Here is a 16,189-nt window from a genome sequence, read left to right on the forward strand (position 1 = left end):
AGGCACTGAGATGGTTGACGATTCACAAGATACTACACACTTTGGCTTTCAGACTGTCGCCAAAGCGCAGAAAGCTGACATGGTTGCCCACGTATTCCATTCCGTGGCGGCAAAGTACGATGTCATGAATGACCTAATGTCATTCGGAATTCATCGCTTGTGGAAGCGCTTCACTATCGACTGTAGCGGCGTTCGTCGTGGTCAAACCGTGCTGGATCTGGCGGGTGGTACAGGTGATTTAACCGCGAAATTCTCCCGTATGGTTGGTGATACCGGCCGCGTGGTGCTGGCAGATATCAATGACTCCATGCTGAAAATGGGGCGCGAAAAGCTGCGTAACATTGGCGTTGTCGGCAACGTTGAATATGTTCAGGCCAATGCTGAAGCCCTGCCATTCCCGGATAACACGTTTGACTGCATCACTATCTCTTTTGGTCTGCGTAACGTCACCGATAAAGAAAAAGCGCTGCGTTCTATGTATCGCGTGCTTAAGCCAGGTGGCCGTTTGCTGGTGCTTGAATTCTCCAAACCTATTATCGAACCGCTGAGCAAAGCCTACGATGCCTACTCGTTCCACGTTTTACCGCGTATCGGTGAAATGGTGGCAAACGACGGCGAAAGCTACCGCTATCTGGCGGAATCTATCCGTATGCACCCGGATCAGGACACCTTAAAAGCGATGATGCAGGATGCAGGCCTTGAGAACGTTGAGTATTTCAACCTGACAGCCGGTGTTGTTGCGCTGCATCGCGGCTACAAGTTCTGAGTGGAAGCGGCCTATGCCTATTAAACCCTTAGTCACCGCAGGCATCGAAAATGTCCTGAACACGTTTCTGTATCGCTCTCCTGCGCTGAAAACGGCTCGCCAGCGTCTGAACGGTAAAGTCCTACGCATCGTGTTGAAGGAGTTCTCCACGCCGCTGGTGCTGGTCTTTAGTGAACGTCAGCTTGATGTGCTGGGCGAGTGGGAAGGTGAGGCCGACTGCTCCGTCATCACCCATATGAGCGTGTTACCGAAGCTACGCGACCGTCAGCAACTGACCGCACTGATTCGCAGTGGCGAACTGGAAGTGGAAGGCGATCTGCAGGTTGTGCAGAACTTTGTGGCGCTTGCCGATCTGGCTGAGTTTGATCCGGCTGAACTGCTGGCGCCCTACATTGGCGACATCGCCGCTGAAAGCATTAGCAAGGTCCTTCGTGGCGGCTCGTCATTCTTACGTAAAGGGTTACAGCGTCAGCAACGCTATGTTGCCGAGGTGATTACCGAGGAGTGGCGGATGGCACCAGGCACGCTGGAATTAGCATGGTTTGCGGAAGAAACGTCTGCCGTTGAACGTGCAGTCGACGCGCTAACCAAACGGCTGGAAAAACTGGAGGGCAAATGACGCCTGGTGAAATTCGGCGCCTCTATTTTATCGTTCGCACCTTTTTAAGTTACGGGCTCGACGAACTCATTCCCAAAATGCGAATCACTCTGCCGCTGCGGATTTGGCGGCGTATGCTGTTCTGGATGCCTAATCGTCACAAGGACAAACTGCTGGGCGAGCGGTTACGACTGGCATTACAGGAGCTTGGACCGGTATGGATTAAGTTTGGGCAGATGCTGTCCACTCGCCGCGACCTTTTTCCGCCGCAAATTGCCGATCAGCTGGCCTTGCTGCAGGACCGTGTTGCTCCCTTTGACGGTGCGCGGGCTAAGCAGCAGATCGAAGAGGCGATGGGGAATATCCCTGTCGAAACCTGGTTTGATGATTTTGATATCAAGCCTTTGGCGTCCGCTTCCATTGCGCAGGTTCATACCGCGCGCCTGAAAGAGAACGGCAAAGAGATCGTCATTAAAGTGATTCGCCCGGATATTTTGCCGGTTATCAAAGCGGACATGAAGCTGATTTATCGCCTGGCGCGCTGGGTTCCGCGTTTACTGCCAGATGGCCGTCGACTGCGCCCGCTGGAAGTGGTGCGTGAGTATGAAAAAACGCTCATCGATGAACTCAATTTGCTGCGCGAATCGGCCAACGCCATCCAACTGCGTCGTAACTTTGAAAACAGCCCGATGCTCTACGTGCCAGAAGTTTATTCTGACTATTGCAGCCAGGATATGATGGTGATGGAGCGCATTTACGGCATTCCCGTGTCGGATATCGTGGCGCTGGAAAATCAGGGAACGAACATGAAACTGCTGGCCGAACGCGGCGTGCAGGTCTTCTTCACCCAGGTTTTCCGCGACAGCTTTTTCCATGCCGATATGCACCCGGGGAATATCTTTGTCAGTTACGAGCACCCGGAAGATCCGAAATATATCGGCATTGACTGCGGTATCGTCGGCTCGTTGAACAAAGAAGATAAGCGCTATCTGGCGGAAAACTTTATCGCCTTTTTCAATCGTGATTACCGTAAGGTGGCTGAGCTACACGTCGATTCCGGTTGGGTCCCGCCTGATACCAACGTTGAAGAGTTTGAATTTGCGATTCGCACCGTATGTGAGCCGATTTTTGAGAAGCCGCTTTCCGAAATCTCATTTGGTCACGTCCTGCTGAATCTCTTTAACACGGCTCGACGTTTTAATATGGAAGTGCAGCCGCAATTAGTTTTACTTCAAAAAACATTACTTTACGTCGAAGGCGTAGGCCGGCAGCTCTATCCTCAGTTAGACTTATGGAAAACCGCTAAACCTTTCCTTGAGTCGTGGATCAAGGATCAGGTCGGTCTGCCTGCGCTGGTGCGCTCTTTTAAAGAGAAAGCCCCGTTCTGGATTGAAAAAATGCCGGAGATTCCTGAGCTGATCTATGACAGTTTGCGTCACAGCAAGAATCTTCAGCACAGTATGGATAAAATCACCCGCGAGCTTCAGTCTAACCGCGTGCGACAGGGGCAATCGCGCTATCTCTTTGGTATTGGCGCAACTCTGCTGCTGAGCGGAACGTTGCTACTCATTAATCGACCAGACTGGCAAATGATGCCCGCCTGGTTGATGGCCGGCGGCCTTGTGGTTTGGCTCATTGGGTGGCGAAAGACGCGCTGAATTTGCGTCGCTATCACCGGGTTGCATACGTATAATGTGACCTGATTAATTAATCATCTATCGAGGATGTTGTATGGGTGGTATCAGTATCTGGCAATTGTTGATCATTGCCGTCATCGTCGTTCTGCTGTTTGGTACCAAAAAGCTCGGTTCTATCGGTTCCGATCTTGGCGCGTCCATCAAGGGCTTCAAGAAAGCCATTAGTGATGATGAAGATAAGCAGGATAAATCCAACCAGGATGCGGATTTCACGGCCAAGTCTATCGCTGATAAACAAGACGAAGCCAAAAAGGAAGACGCTAAACGCCACGATAAAGAGCAGGTGTAATTCGTGTTCGACATTGGCTTTGGTGAACTGGTACTGGTATTCGTGATCGGCCTGATCGTTTTAGGTCCGCAGCGTTTACCGGTAGCGGTAAAAACGGTTGCAGGCTGGGTGCGCGCGCTGCGTTCGCTGGCGACGACGGTTCAAAATGAACTGGCGCAGGAACTCAAAATGCAGGAGTTTCAGGACAGCCTGAAAAAGGTTGAAAAAGCGAGCATGAGCAATTTATCGCCGGAGCTAAAAGCGTCGATGGATGAGTTGCGCGAGGCTGCTGAATCCATGAAGCGTTCCTACAGCGCGAACGACCCTGAAAAAGCGAGCGATGAAGCCAACACCATTCGTAATCCGCTGGTGAAGGATAATGAAGCGCAGCACGAAGGCGTTACGCCTGCGGGTGCAGAGCATCAGGCCAGCGCACCTTCGCAAGCGCCTGAAGTGCAAGAACCATTGCCTACGGCAGAATCCGTTGCGAAAGTGACACCCGCAGAAGTGAAAGCCGCCGCACCCGCTTCCGAATCATCCCCCTCGTCGAGTGATAAAGCGTAAACATGGCTGTAGATGATACTCAACCACTCATTGCGCATCTGATTGAGCTGCGTAAGCGTTTGTTAAACTGCATCATTGCAGTTTTGCTGATTTTCCTGTGCCTGGTTTATTTCGCGAACGACATCTATCAGATAGTCTCCGCGCCGTTGATTAAGCAGATGCCGCTGGGCGCAACGATGATTGCGACCGATGTGGCCTCGCCGTTTTTCACGCCAATCAAGCTGACTTTTTGGGTTTCGCTGATCGCCTCCGCGCCCGTCATTTTGTATCAGGTGTGGGCTTTCGTGGCACCGGCGTTATATAAGCACGAACGCAAGCTGGTGATCCCGCTGCTGGTCTCCAGCTCGCTGCTGTTTTATATCGGCATGGCCTTTGCCTACTTTGTGGTCTTCCCGTTGGCTTTTGGCTTCCTGACGCATACCGCGCCGGAAGGCGTACAGGTTTCGACGGACATCGCCAGCTATCTTAGCTTCGTTATGGCGCTGTTTATGGCGTTCGGCGTGGCGTTTGAAGTGCCTGTCGCTATCGTTCTTCTGTGCTGGATGGGCGTGACCACGCCTGATGACTTGCGCAAGAAACGTCCATATATGCTGGTTGGCGCATTTGTTATCGGTATGCTGCTGACGCCGCCGGATGTTTTCTCGCAAACGCTGCTGGCCGTACCGATGTACTGTCTCTTTGAAGTCGGCGTGTTCTTCTCGCGCTTCTACGTGGGCAAACGACGTCCGCAGGAAGACGAAGAAGACGAGCCAGAAAAAACGACAGAAGAATAAAACCAGCCGCCCGAAAGGGCGGTTGTCATATGGGAGACCGCATGTTTGATATCGGATTGAATCTGACCAGCCCTCAATTTGCCAACGACCGCGATGACGTTGTGGGGCGCGCGTTTACCGCAGGTGTGAAAGGGCTGCTGCTTACGGGGACGAACCTTCACGAAAGCGAGCAAGCGCAAGCACTGGCAAAGGGATACGCGCGATGCTGGTCGACGGCGGGAGTGCATCCGCATGACAGCAGCCAGTGGACGCACGAAAGTGCTGAAACGCTGTATAAACTGACGAAATTCGAGGAAGTCGTTGCCATCGGCGAATGCGGTCTTGATTTCAATCGTAACTTTTCCACGCCCGTTGAGCAGGAAGCGGCGTTCACCGCTCAGCTCGCCATCGCAGCAGAATTAGAAATGCCGGTGTTTATGCATTGCCGCGATGCCCATGAGCGCTTTCTGACCTTGCTGGAGCCGTGGCTGGATAAACTGCCTGGCGCGGTGTTGCACTGCTTTACCGGCTCACGGCAGGAGGCTGTTGATTGCCTGAATCGGGGGCTCTATCTGGGCATTACCGGCTGGGTGTGTGACGAACGACGCGGTCTGGAATTGCGTGAGCTTTTGCCGGTGATACCTGCCGATCGACTGTTGGTCGAAACGGATGCGCCGTATCTTCTGCCACGCGATATGAAGCCGAAACCGGCGTCGCGACGTAATGAACCGGCTTATCTTGGGCACATTATTGAGCGTATTGCGCACTGGCGCGGAGAAGATCGGCAGTGGCTTGATGCACAGACCGATGAAAACGTGCGTCGCCTGTTCGGCATTACATTTTAAACTTTACGGAAGGCGGTGTTTGCAACGCTCTGGAGCACTTGTTTATTCAGCAAATTGAGCAGCAGCATCGAACGGGCCTCGCCGTCCGGCTCCGAGAATATCGCCTGCAATCCTTCGAATGCGCCTTCGGTGATCACCACATCATCGCCGCTGAAGGGCGTGTCGGGATCGGTTATATCGTCCGGCTGCTTATAGACAGAAAGCTGGTGAATAACCGTTGAAGGAACGGTGGCGGGTTGCGCACCAAAGCGAACAAAGTGGCTGACGCCGCGCGTGGCGTTGATAGTAGTAGTATGAATTACTTCGGGGTCGAACTCGACGAACAGGTAGTTCGGAAAAAGGGGTTCGCTGACCGTAGTACGTTTACCGCGCTGGATTTTTTCAAGCGTGATCACGGGGGTCAGACAATTGACGGCCTGACGCTCAAGATGTTCTTGCGCACGCTGGAGTTGCCCACGTTTGCAATACAGTAAATACCACGCTTGCATAATTACCCTTTCCCTTTGTTTGCGGCGCAAGCATATCAAAACCCTGGCGGGATCGCTAAGTTGATTATAATGGCCGAAAGTGGATGATGACGTGGAAGTTCACGCTAATTTAACAAAATTACAGCGTACTGGTGACGAACGCCGTATAATGAAGCGCTTACAGAGAGGCCATGACTAACTTCATGAAATACCACGATCTACGCGACTTCCTGGCGCTGCTGGAAAAGCAGGGCGAACTCAAACGCATCACGCTTCCTGTTGATCCCTATCTGGAAATGACAGAAATTGCTGACCGCACACTGCGTGCCGGTGGCCCTGCGCTGCTGTTTGAAAATCCGAAAGGCTATTCCATGCCGGTGCTGTGTAACCTGTTCGGCACGCCTAAACGCGTGGCGATGGGCATGGGGCAGGAAGACGTGTCGGCGTTGCGTGAAGTCGGCAAATTGCTCGCGTTTTTGAAAGAGCCGGAGCCACCAAAAGGCTTCCGCGATCTGTTCGATAAATTGCCGCAGTTCAAACAAGTGTTGAACATGCCGACCAAACGCCTGCGCGGTGCGCCGTGTCAGCAGAAAATCCTTGAAGGCGATGCGGTCGATCTAACCCGTATCCCGATCATGCAGTGTTGGCCAGAAGATGCTGCGCCGCTGATTACCTGGGGTTTGACCGTCACTCGCGGTCCGCATAAAGAACGCCAAAATCTGGGTATTTATCGTCAGCAGCTAATCGGCAAAAATAAGCTGATTATGCGTTGGCTGTCGCATCGCGGCGGCGCGCTTGATTTCCAGGAGTGGTGTGCGGCACATCCGGGCGAACGTTTCCCGGTTTCTGTCGCATTGGGAGCCGACCCAGCCACTATTCTCGGTGCGGTTACGCCGGTTCCTGACACCCTTTCCGAATATGCTTTTGCTGGCCTGTTGCGCGGTACTAAAACCGAAGTGGTGAAGTGCGTTTCCAATGACCTGGAAGTGCCGGCCAGCGCAGAGATTGTGCTCGAAGGGTATATCGAACAGGGCGAAATGGCGCCGGAAGGGCCTTACGGCGATCACACGGGATACTACAATGAAATCGATAATTTCCCGGTGTTTACCGTTACCCATATTACTCAGCGTGACGATGCTATATATCACTCGACTTACACAGGGCGTCCGCCGGATGAGCCCGCCGTGCTGGGCGTGGCGCTGAACGAAGTGTTTGTGCCGATTCTGCAAAAGCAGTTTCCGGAAATTGTCGATTTCTATTTGCCGCCGGAAGGCTGTTCATATCGTCTGGCCGTTGTGACCATTAAGAAGCAGTATGCAGGTCACGCCAAACGCGTGATGATGGGCGTATGGTCTTTCCTGCGCCAGTTTATGTACACCAAATTTGTTATTGTCTGTGATGATGACGTTAACGCCCGTGACTGGAATGATGTCATCTGGGCGATCACCACGCGCATGGACCCCGCGCGTGACACGGTGTTAGTTGAAAACACGCCAATTGATTATCTGGATTTTGCCTCGCCGGTTTCCGGTCTTGGTTCAAAAATGGGACTGGATGCCACCAATAAATGGCCCGGCGAAACTTCGCGCGAATGGGGTCGTCCGATTCAAAAAGACCCTGAAGTGACGGCACGAATTGACGCGATATGGGACGAGCTAGCCATATTGAATGACGGTAAGCCTGCATCTGACCGTTAAGCCCTTTAGACTTCCCGACAGAGAGAGCTAATGACAACCTTAAGCTGTAAAGTGACCTCGGTAGATGCTATTACCGACACCGTATATCGCGTCCGTTTGGTTCCAGAGGCGGCATTTTCTTTCCGCGCTGGCCAATATTTGATGGTTGTGATGGATGAGCGTGATAAGCGTCCTTTCTCTATGGCGTCTACGCCAGCGGAGCAGGAGTTTATTGAGTTACACATAGGTGCGTCAGAGCTTAATCTTTATGCCATGGCTGTTATGGATCGCATCCTGAAAGAGCGTGAAATTCAGGTCGACATTCCGCATGGCGAAGCATGGCTGCGTGAAGACGAAGACCGTCCGCTGATTTTGATCGCGGGCGGTACCGGTTTTTCTTACGTGCGTTCCATTCTGCTCACTGCGCTGGCGCACAATCCTGACCGCGATATCACCATCTACTGGGGTGGTCGTGAAGAGAAACACCTGTACGACCTGTCTGAGCTGGAAGCGCTGAGCGTGACCCACCAAAATCTGCGCATCGAACCGGTGGTCGAGCAGCCGGAAGAGGGATGGCGTGGGCGCAGCGGTACGGTGCTGACGGCGGTGCTGCAGGATCACGGCACGCTGGCCGGGCACGATATCTATATTGCAGGCCGTTTTGAGATGGCAAAAATTGCCCGCGATCTGTTCTGTAACGAACGCGATGCGCGTGAAGATCGTCTGTTTGGCGATGCGTTTGCGTTTATCTGAGAATAAAAAACCCGCCCCTGACAGGCGGGAAGAACGGCAACTAAACCTTCTCTCTTCGCCATTAATGCCATAACTGCGTTGGCTGCGCGCACTCACCCGAATCGCTTACCTGTGTAAGCGATTCGGCATTTGTTTGCTTGCCGCTTTGTTCTGGCCTCAATGGGTTTGAGATAACGCCAGCGTCATTGACGATGGCGCTTCACATCTGTTTACACCCTTTCAAATACCGTCGCGATCCCCTGACCCAGCCCGATGCACATCGTCGCCAGACCAAACTGCGCGTCTTTGCGTTCCATCAGGTTAATCAGCGTGGTGCTGATACGCGCACCTGAGCAGCCCAGCGGATGACCTAGCGCAATTGCGCCGCCGTTGAGGTTGATCTTCTCGTCGATCTGCTCCATCAGGCCCAGATCTTTAATGCACGGCAGGATCTGCGCGGCGAACGCTTCGTTCATCTCAAAAAGATCGATATCGCTGGCGGTCAGCCCGGCTTTCTTCAGCGCCAGTTTTGAGGCCGGAACCGGACCATAACCCATTATTGAGGGATCGCAGCCGACCACCGCCATGGAGCGGATTCGCGCGCGCGGCGTGAGACCCAATTCACGAGCACGACTTTCACTCATTACCAGCATGGCGGCTGCACCATCGGAAAGAGCCGATGACGTTCCCGCTGTGACCGTGCCGGTTACCGGATCGAATGCGGGACGCAGCGTGGAAAGCGCTTCAACCGTCGTTTCCGGGCGGATCACTTCGTCGTAGTAATACTGTTTCAGCACGCCATCAACATCGTGGCCGCCGGTTGGCAGAATTTCGTTCTTAAATGCGCCGGATTGCGTCGCGGCCCAGGCACGGGCGTGGGAACGAGCGGCGAACTGGTCCTGCATTTCACGGCTGATACCGTGCATGCGGGAGAGCATTTCGGCGGTCAGCCCCATCATGCCAGCGGCTTTGGCGACGTTGCGGCTCATACCGGGATGGAAATCCACCCCGTGGCTCATCGGGACGTGACCCATATGTTCCACGCCGCCGACCATGCAGACCTGCGCATCGCCAGTCATGATCATGCGCGCCGCATCGTGCAAGGCCTGCATAGACGATCCGCACAGACGGTTAACGGTAACTGCCGGAACGGAGTGCGGGATTTCCGCCAGCAGAGACGCGTTACGCGCAATGTTAAAACCTTGCTCCAGCGTCTGCTGCACGCAGCCCCAGTAAATATCATCAATCGCACTTGCTTCCAGCGCCGGGTTGCGCGCCAGCAGGCTCCGCATCAGGTGCGCGGAGAGATCTTCGGCGCGTACGTGACGGAATGCGCCACCCTTTGAACGGCCCATCGGGGTGCGAATTGCATCGACAATGACAACCTTTTCCATTGTGACTCCTTAAGCCGTTTTCAGCGCGCCGACCGGACGGGCTGGCTCAACTGGCGGATAATACGGTTCGTTATGGCGGGCTTTGTTACGCAGACCTTCCGGCACGTCATATAGCGGACCGAGCTGCTGATACTGCTGAGCCATATCGAGATATTTGGCGCTGCCGAGCGTATCCAGCCAGCGGAATGCGCCGCCGTGGAACGGAGGGAAACCGAGGCCGTAAACCAGCGCCATATCAGCTTCTGCCGGGCTGGCGATAATGCCTTCTTCCAGACAACGCACCACTTCGTTGACCATCGGGATCATCATGCGCGCAATGATCTCGTCGTCGCTGAAATCGCGCTTCGGCTGGCTAACGTCGGCCAGTAAACCCTCTACCGCGGCATCGTCTTCTTTCTTCGGCTTGCCTTTGCTGTCTTCTTTATATCGCCAGAAGCCCAGGCCGTTTTTCTGCCCGAAGCGATGAGCGTCAAACAGGGCGTCGATAGCATCGCGATAATCTTTCTGCATGCGCTGCGGGAAACCAGCCGCCATCACCGCCTGAGCGTGATGTGCGGTATCAATCCCGACCACATCCAGCAGATAGGCAGGGCCCATCGGCCAGCCGAACTGTTTTTCCATCACTTTATCGACTTTGCGGAAGTCAGCGCCGTCGCGGAGTAACTGGCTAAAGCCTGCGAAGTAAGGGAATAGCACGCGGTTGACGAAAAATCCTGGGCAGTCGTTAACGACGATCGGCGTTTTGCCCATTTTGCTGGCCCACGCCACCACTTTGGCGATGGTTTCGTCGGACGTTTTTTCTCCGCGAATGACTTCAACCAGCGGCATGCGGTGCACAGGGTTAAAGAAGTGCATACCGCAGAAGTTTTCCGGGCGCTTAAGAACGCTCGCCAGTTCGCCAATCGGAATGGTGGAAGTGTTAGACGCCAGAACGGTATCCGGACGAACTTTATCTTCTGTTTCTGCCAGCACCGCTTTTTTGATTTTCGGGTTTTCCACCACCGCTTCGACGACTACATCAACACGGTCAAAGCCGCTGTAATCCAGCGTTGGATGGATAGTCGAAATGACGCCCGAAAGTTTCAGGCCATCAATTTTCCCGCGTTCCAGCTGTTTATTCAGTAGCTTAGCGGCTTCTGTCATGCCCAGCGTCAGGGATTTGTCGTTGATGTCTTTCATGATCACCGGCACGCCTTTCCAGGCGGACTGATAAGCGATCCCGCCGCCCATGATGCCTGCGCCCAGAACGGCAGCCTGTTTTGGCATCTCAACATTTTTTGTCAGCTGTTTTGCTTTGCCTTTCACGAACTGATCGTTCAGGAAAATGCCAACCAGGGCGCGGGCTTCATTGGTGTGTGCCAGCGGGACGAAACTTTGGTTTTCGAGTTTGAGCGCCTCTTCACGACCAAAGCGCGCAGCGGCTTCGATGGTTTTTACAGCGGTAATTGGCGCCGGGTAGTGTTTGCCCGCCGTCTGCATCACCATGCCTTTGGCAATGGTAAAGCTCATGGTCGCTTCAATTTTGCTGAGCTTCAGCGGCTCAAGCTTCGGCTGACGTTTGGCTTTCCAGTCGAGATCGCCATTGATCGCCTGACGTAAAATGCCGACCGCGCCATCGCGGAGTTTTTCGGCTTTCACGATGCCGTCGATCAGACCGATTTTGAGCGCCTGATCCGCGCCGACATCTTTACCGGCGGCAATGATTTCCAGTGCGCTATCAGCACCCAGCATGCGCGGCATACGAACGGAGCCGCCAAAGCCCGGCATGATACCCAGTTTGGTTTCCGGCAGGCCGATGCGTAGATCTGGCGTTGCCAGACGGTAGTCGGTCGCCAACACGCATTCACAACCCCCGCCGAGCGCATAGCCGTTAACTGCCGAAATCGTCGGAACCGGTAAATCTTCCAGTCGATTAAACACGCTGTTGGCAAAATGGAGCCACTGGCTGAGCTGCTCTTCCGGGACCTGGAATAAAGAGAGGAACTCAGTGATATCCGCGCCAACGATAAAGGCGGCTTTTTCGGAACGCAGCAGCAGACCTTTGAGGTCAGATTGTTTTTCGAGCACATCCAGCGCGTGGCCAAGGCTGGCTACGGTCGCGGTATCGAGCTTGTTGACTGAGCCGGGGGCATCAAACACCAGTTCGGCGATGCCATCTTCCAGCCAGTCCACGTATAGGGTGTCACCTTTGTAGAGCATGTCAGTCTCCTGAATCCAGCAAGGGGATCTGGTCATACCAGATGAGACCGAGTGTGGGATTTATGTTAATAAAATGCAAATTTATCATTAAGAAATTGCTGCGGGGATCACGCTCGGCGGAGATCACGCAGGATAAGTGAGGTGTGCTAAGATGCGAAGACTAGAGCTCAAACATGAAAGGAATAATGATGGACTCATTGGCAGCACTTTATAAAAATCATATTGTTACGTTGCAAGAGCGTACCCGCGACGTATTGGCTCGCTATAAACTCGATGCGCTGCTTATCCACTCCGGTGAGCTGTTGAATGTCTTCCTCGATGACCATGCTTATCCTTTCAAGGTAAATCCACAGTTCAAAGCCTGGGTTCCAGTGACACAGGTTCCCAACTGCTGGTTGCTGGTTGATGGCGTGAACAAACCGAAACTGTGGTTCTACTTGCCGGTCGATTACTGGCACAACGTTGAACCGCTGCCGACGACGTTCTGGACGGAAGAGGTGGATGTGATCGCGTTGCCGAAAGCGGATGCTATTGGCAGCCAGTTACCCGCTACACGCGGCAACATCGCCTACATCGGACCGGTTGCTGAGCGCGCTTTGGCTCTGGATATTCCAGCAGACAAAATCAACCCGAAAGGCGTGATCGATTATCTGCATTACTACCGCGCTTATAAGACCGACTATGAACTGTCCTGCATGCGTGAAGCACAGAAAACCGCAGTGAATGGTCATCAGGCTGCGCATGAAGCCTTCCTGTCCGGCATGAGCGAGTTTGATATTAACCAGGCTTACCTGACGGCGACGGGTCATCGTGATACCGATGTGCCTTACGGGAATATCGTGGCGCTGAACGAGCACGCCTCCGTTCTGCACTACACCAAACTGGATCACCGCGCGCCTTCTGAAATTCGCAGCTTCCTGCTGGATGCGGGTGCTGAGTACAACGGTTACGCGGCGGATCTGACGCGTACCTGGGCTGCCAACAGCGATACCGATTTTGCGCATTTGATTAAAGACGTGAACGACGAACAGCTGGCGCTTATCAGCACCATGAAAGCGGGCACGAGCTATGTTGACTATCATATTCAGTTCCATCAGCGCATCGCTAAGCTGCTGCGTAAGCATCAAATTGTGACGGATATGAGCGAAGAGGCGATGGTCGAAAACGATCTCACCGGGCCATTTATGCCACATGGGATTGGCCATCCGCTGGGTCTGCAGGTACATGATGTGGCCGGTTTTATGCAGGATGATACGGGTACGCACCTGGCGGCGCCGTCTAAATATCCGTACCTGCGTTGCACCCGCGTGCTGGAACCGCGCATGGTGTTGACCATCGAGCCGGGCATCTACTTTATTGATTCTCTGTTGAATCCGTGGCGTGAAGGCCAGTTCAGCAAGCACTTCAACTGGCAGAAAATTGATGCGCTGAAACCGTTTGGTGGTATTCGTATTGAAGATAACGTGGTGGTTCACGAGAACAATATCGAGAACATGACGCGAGATCAGAAGCTGGCGTGATGGACAGTTGGCTGATACCGGCCGAGCCGGTCACCTTCTCTGAAGAGATCAAAAAAAGCCGTTTTATCACGCTGTTGGCTCACACCGACGGCGTGGAGGCGGCGAAAGCGTTTGTTGAGTCGGTTCGTGCAGACCATCCCGACGCCCGCCACCATTGCGTGGCGTGGGTCGCCGGCGCACCGAACGATTCGCAACAGCTGGGATTCTCTGATGATGGTGAACCTGCAGGAACGGCCGGTAAACCGATGCTCTCTCAGCTGATGGGGAGTGGCGTCGGTGAAATTACCGCGGTCGTCGTTCGTTATTACGGCGGCATATTATTAGGTACCGGCGGGCTGGTTAAGGCCTACGGTGGCGGCGTTCAGCAAGCGCTTAATCAGCTTAATACCCTCCGCAAAACGCCATTAACCGAATATACTTTGTTGTGTGATTACGCCCAGTTGTCCGGCATTGAGACGTTACTTAAGCAATTTAACGGTGTGATTGTGCAAAGTGATTACCAGGCGACGGTTCAATTACGCGTGGCACTTCCTCTGGCGGAACACTCGGCTTTTTCAGCAAAACTGGCTGATTTTAGTCGCGGTGCGTTGCAATTGCTGCCGATTGAAGAATAATCCCCACCTTACTTTCTGAATACCAAAGGAAACGGCAGAGATGCATTTTCGTGCCATAACCCGAATCGTTGGACTGCTGGTTATCCTCTTCTCCGGGACGATGATTCTCCCTGGACTGGTGGCGCTTATCTATCGGGACGGCGCGGGGCGTGCGTTCACACAAACCTTCTTTGCTGCGCTGGTGATTGGCTCCATGCTGTGGTGGCCAAACCGTCGTGAAAAGGGCGAACTGAAATCCCGCGAAGGCTTTCTGATCGTGGTTCTGTTCTGGACCGTGCTGGGAAGCGTGGGGGCGCTGCCGTTTATCTTCGCGGAGCAGCCTAACCTGACGGTCACCGATGCCTTCTTTGAATCCTTTTCCGGGTTGACGACCACGGGTGCGACGACGCTGGTGGGGTTAGATTCGTTACCGCATGCGATTCTGTTTTATCGTCAGATGCTGCAGTGGTTTGGCGGTATGGGGATCATCGTGTTAGCCGTTGCGATTCTGCCTATTCTGGGTGTCGGGGGGATGCAGCTCTATCGCGCGGAAATGCCTGGGCCGCTTAAAGATAATAAGATGCGCCCGCGTATTGCGGAGACGGCCAAAACCCTCTGGTTCATCTATGTGTTGCTGACCGTTGCCTGCGCGCTGGCCCTCTGGTTTGCCGGGATGCCTGCGTTTGATGCGATAGGGCACAGCTTCTCGACGATTGCGATTGGCGGATTCTCGACGCACGACGCCAGCGTGGGGTATTTCGACAGTCCGACCATCAACACTATTATTGCTGTCTTCTTACTGATCTCCGGCTGTAACTACGGTCTTCACTTCTCTTTATTGAGTGGACGTAGTTTGAAGGTGTACTGGCGCGACCCGGAGTTCAGGATGTTTATTGGAGTGCAGTTAACGCTGGTGGTGATTTGTACATCGGTCTTGTGGCTCCACGATGTTTACAGCTCGGCAGTCACCACTCTCAACCAGGCGTTCTTCCAGGTTGTGTCGATGGCGACGACCGCGGGGTTTACGACGGACAGTATTTCCCGCTGGCCGCTGTTCCTGCCGGTCTTGCTTTTATGCTCTGCCTTTATAGGCGGGTGTGCGGGGTCGACGGGCGGAGGATTGAAGGTGATTCGTATCCTTCTGCTGTTTAAGCAGGGGAACCGTGAGCTGAAACGACTGGTGCATCCGAACGCGGTCTACAGTATTAAGCTCAGTAACCGCGCGTTACCGGAACGTATCCTCGAAGCGGTATGGGGCTTCTTCTCGGCTTATGCGCTGGTCTTTATTGTCAGCATGCTGGCCATTATTGCGACCGGCGTTGATGATTTTTCGGCGTTTGCGTCTGTCGTGGCAACGCTTAATAACCTCGGGCCAGGGCTTGGCGTCGTAGCGGACAACTTTGCCAGCATGAATCCGGTGGCGAAATGGATCTTAATTGCCAATATGCTTTTTGGGCGTCTTGAGGTCTTTACGCTGCTGGTGCTGTTCACCCCAACATTCTGGCGCGATTAAGGAAGTATCTGGTGAAGACATTAATACTATTTTCCACACGTGACGGACAGACGCGCGAGATTGCCTCTTATCTGGCGTCTGAATTAAAAGAGCAGGGTATATATGCCGATGTGGTCAATCTGAATCGTGCGGAAGAGATTGTTTGGCAAGACTACGACCGTGTGGTGATTGGTGCGTCGATTAGGTACGGACACTTTCATCCCGCGGTTGATCGCTTCGTGAAGAAGCATGCAGCCACGTTGAATGCGATGCCGAGCGCTTTCTATTCTGTGAACCTCGTAGCGCGTAAAGCAGAGAAGCGTACGCCGCAGACGAACAGCTATACGCGTAAGTTCCTGCTGAGCTCTCCCTGGCAGCCAAAGTTGTGCGCCGTGTTTGCTGGCGCGCTGCGTTATCCCCGTTATCGCTGGCTTGACCGCTTTATGATTCGTTTAATTATGAAGATGACAGGCGGGGAAACCGATACAACTAAAGAAGTGGTCTATACCGACTGGCAACAGGTCGCCAGTTTTGCGCGGGAAATCGCACAATTAACGGCCAATGCGCGGATTTAATAAACGTAAAGTTTGAAAAATAAGCGAACGAAAACTTTTTTGAAATTTATG

The 16,189-nt window shown here is 53.5% G+C and carries 16 protein-coding genes; 13 read left to right on the forward strand and 3 right to left on the reverse strand.

Going from position 1 to position 16,189, the window contains the following annotated elements; genetic code table 11:
- The first annotated feature begins 10 nt into the window (after nucleotides 1-10).
- The 7 genes from ubiE to tatD all read left to right on the forward strand — a co-directional run bounded on the left by ubiE (nucleotide 11) and on the right by tatD (nucleotide 5,490).
- Complete coding sequence (ubiE, locus tag AC0LWE_RS21405; RefSeq protein WP_015960920.1) at nucleotides 11-766, forward strand: bifunctional demethylmenaquinone methyltransferase/2-methoxy-6-polyprenyl-1,4-benzoquinol methylase UbiE; 756 nt, start codon at nucleotides 11-13, stop codon at nucleotides 764-766.
- A 13-nt stretch (nucleotides 767-779) separates the two neighbouring features.
- A complete protein-coding gene (gene ubiJ, locus AC0LWE_RS21410; RefSeq protein WP_059180707.1) occupies nucleotides 780-1,385 on the forward strand; it encodes a ubiquinone biosynthesis protein UbiJ in 606 nt (201 codons plus the stop codon).
- The gene (gene ubiB / locus AC0LWE_RS21415) at nucleotides 1,382-3,022 is read left to right on the forward strand and encodes a ubiquinone biosynthesis regulatory protein kinase UbiB (protein ID WP_131488599.1); all 1,641 of its coding nucleotides are present in this window, start codon (nucleotides 1,382-1,384) and stop codon (nucleotides 3,020-3,022) included. Before ubiJ ends, ubiB begins: the two co-directional genes overlap by 4 nt.
- Nucleotides 3,023-3,095: 73 nt before the next feature.
- Nucleotides 3,096-3,350 carry a Sec-independent protein translocase subunit TatA gene (gene tatA, locus AC0LWE_RS21420; protein WP_015960917.1) on the forward strand — a complete coding sequence of 85 codons (255 nt, stop codon included), beginning with the start codon at nucleotides 3,096-3,098 and terminating at the stop codon, nucleotides 3,348-3,350.
- A gap of 3 nt (nucleotides 3,351-3,353) precedes the next feature.
- A complete protein-coding gene (gene tatB / locus AC0LWE_RS21425) occupies nucleotides 3,354-3,893 on the forward strand; it encodes a Sec-independent protein translocase protein TatB (protein ID WP_219347268.1) in 540 nt (179 codons plus the stop codon).
- 2 nt (nucleotides 3,894-3,895) lie between these two features.
- Nucleotides 3,896-4,666, forward strand: a complete 771-nt coding sequence (tatC, locus tag AC0LWE_RS21430; RefSeq protein ID WP_059180703.1) for a Sec-independent protein translocase subunit TatC — start codon at nucleotides 3,896-3,898, stop codon at nucleotides 4,664-4,666.
- Nucleotides 4,667-4,707: 41 nt separating this feature from the next.
- A complete protein-coding gene (tatD, locus tag AC0LWE_RS21435; RefSeq protein ID WP_059180702.1) occupies nucleotides 4,708-5,490 on the forward strand; it encodes a 3'-5' ssDNA/RNA exonuclease TatD in 783 nt (260 codons plus the stop codon).
- Here tatD and rfaH read toward each other — a convergent pair.
- On the reverse strand, nucleotides 5,487-5,978 hold the full coding sequence (rfaH, locus tag AC0LWE_RS21440) for a transcription/translation regulatory transformer protein RfaH (RefSeq protein ID WP_059180701.1): 492 nt from the start codon (nucleotides 5,976-5,978) through the stop codon (nucleotides 5,487-5,489). The two genes, tatD and rfaH, sit on opposite strands and share 4 nt — an antisense overlap.
- 170 nt (nucleotides 5,979-6,148) lie before the next feature.
- Between rfaH and ubiD the strand changes: the two genes are divergently transcribed.
- Both ubiD and fre read left to right on the forward strand, forming a co-directional pair.
- Entirely contained in the window at nucleotides 6,149-7,654 is a 1,506-nt protein-coding gene (gene ubiD / locus AC0LWE_RS21445; protein ID WP_059180700.1) for a 4-hydroxy-3-polyprenylbenzoate decarboxylase, read from the forward strand.
- A 30-nt stretch (nucleotides 7,655-7,684) separates the two neighbouring features.
- Nucleotides 7,685-8,386, forward strand: coding sequence for an NAD(P)H-flavin reductase (gene fre / locus AC0LWE_RS21450; RefSeq protein ID WP_059180699.1), 702 nt, complete (start codon nucleotides 7,685-7,687; stop codon nucleotides 8,384-8,386).
- Nucleotides 8,387-8,595: 209 nt separating this feature from the next.
- Here the strand turns inward: fre and fadA are convergent, their stop codons facing one another.
- Both fadA and fadB read right to left on the reverse strand, forming a co-directional pair.
- Nucleotides 8,596-9,759, reverse strand: a complete 1,164-nt coding sequence (fadA, locus tag AC0LWE_RS21455) for an acetyl-CoA C-acyltransferase FadA (protein ID WP_059180698.1) — start codon at nucleotides 9,757-9,759, stop codon at nucleotides 8,596-8,598.
- A gap of 9 nt (nucleotides 9,760-9,768) precedes the next feature.
- Nucleotides 9,769-11,958: a fatty acid oxidation complex subunit alpha FadB gene (fadB, locus tag AC0LWE_RS21460; RefSeq protein WP_219347269.1), complete on the reverse strand. Its 2,190-nt coding sequence runs from the start codon at nucleotides 11,956-11,958 to the stop codon at nucleotides 9,769-9,771.
- A 188-nt stretch (nucleotides 11,959-12,146) separates the two neighbouring features.
- Here fadB and pepQ point away from each other — a divergent pair, with 188 nt between their 5' ends.
- The 4 genes from pepQ to hemG are packed head-to-tail and all read left to right on the forward strand — an operon-like array spanning nucleotide 12,147 to nucleotide 16,138.
- Complete coding sequence (gene pepQ, locus AC0LWE_RS21465; protein WP_202668757.1) at nucleotides 12,147-13,478, forward strand: Xaa-Pro dipeptidase; 1,332 nt, start codon at nucleotides 12,147-12,149, stop codon at nucleotides 13,476-13,478.
- Nucleotides 13,478-14,092, forward strand: a complete 615-nt coding sequence (locus tag AC0LWE_RS21470; protein ID WP_202668754.1) for an IMPACT family protein — start codon at nucleotides 13,478-13,480, stop codon at nucleotides 14,090-14,092. The genes pepQ and AC0LWE_RS21470 overlap by 1 nt, the downstream gene beginning before the upstream one ends.
- 40 nt (nucleotides 14,093-14,132) lie before the next feature.
- Entirely contained in the window at nucleotides 14,133-15,584 is a 1,452-nt protein-coding gene (gene trkH, locus AC0LWE_RS21475; RefSeq protein WP_219347270.1) for a Trk system potassium transporter TrkH, read from the forward strand.
- Nucleotides 15,585-15,595: 11 nt separating this feature from the next.
- Nucleotides 15,596-16,138, forward strand: coding sequence for a menaquinone-dependent protoporphyrinogen IX dehydrogenase (gene hemG, locus AC0LWE_RS21480; protein WP_202668755.1), 543 nt, complete (start codon nucleotides 15,596-15,598; stop codon nucleotides 16,136-16,138).
- The last annotated feature ends 51 nt before the right edge of the window (nucleotides 16,139-16,189 follow it).

It is taken from the genome of Lelliottia sp. RD5, assembly GCF_056032945.1.

Bases quoted from the DNA above. Each gene is read 5' to 3' on its own strand.
- rfaH (WP_059180701.1), bottom strand. From the start codon at position 5,978: ATGCAAGCGTGGTATTTACTGTATTGCAAACGTGGGCAACTCCAGCGT.
- tatD (WP_059180702.1), top strand. From the start codon at position 4,708: ATGTTTGATATCGGATTGAATCTGACCAGCCCTCAATTTGCCAACGAC.
- trkH (WP_219347270.1), top strand. From the start codon at position 14,133: ATGCATTTTCGTGCCATAACCCGAATCGTTGGACTGCTGGTTATCCTC.
- tatC (WP_059180703.1), top strand. From the start codon at position 3,896: ATGGCTGTAGATGATACTCAACCACTCATTGCGCATCTGATTGAGCTG.
- pepQ (WP_202668757.1), top strand. From the start codon at position 12,147: ATGGACTCATTGGCAGCACTTTATAAAAATCATATTGTTACGTTGCAA.
- ubiD (WP_059180700.1), top strand. From the start codon at position 6,149: ATGACTAACTTCATGAAATACCACGATCTACGCGACTTCCTGGCGCTG.
- fadB (WP_219347269.1), bottom strand. From the start codon at position 11,958: ATGCTCTACAAAGGTGACACCCTATACGTGGACTGGCTGGAAGATGGC.
- fre (WP_059180699.1), top strand. From the start codon at position 7,685: ATGACAACCTTAAGCTGTAAAGTGACCTCGGTAGATGCTATTACCGAC.
- tatA (WP_015960917.1), top strand. From the start codon at position 3,096: ATGGGTGGTATCAGTATCTGGCAATTGTTGATCATTGCCGTCATCGTC.
- ubiB (WP_131488599.1), top strand. From the start codon at position 1,382: ATGACGCCTGGTGAAATTCGGCGCCTCTATTTTATCGTTCGCACCTTT.
- ubiE (WP_015960920.1), top strand. From the start codon at position 11: ATGGTTGACGATTCACAAGATACTACACACTTTGGCTTTCAGACTGTC.
- fadA (WP_059180698.1), bottom strand. From the start codon at position 9,759: ATGGAAAAGGTTGTCATTGTCGATGCAATTCGCACCCCGATGGGCCGT.
- ubiJ (WP_059180707.1), top strand. From the start codon at position 780: ATGCCTATTAAACCCTTAGTCACCGCAGGCATCGAAAATGTCCTGAAC.
- AC0LWE_RS21470 (WP_202668754.1), top strand. From the start codon at position 13,478: ATGGACAGTTGGCTGATACCGGCCGAGCCGGTCACCTTCTCTGAAGAG.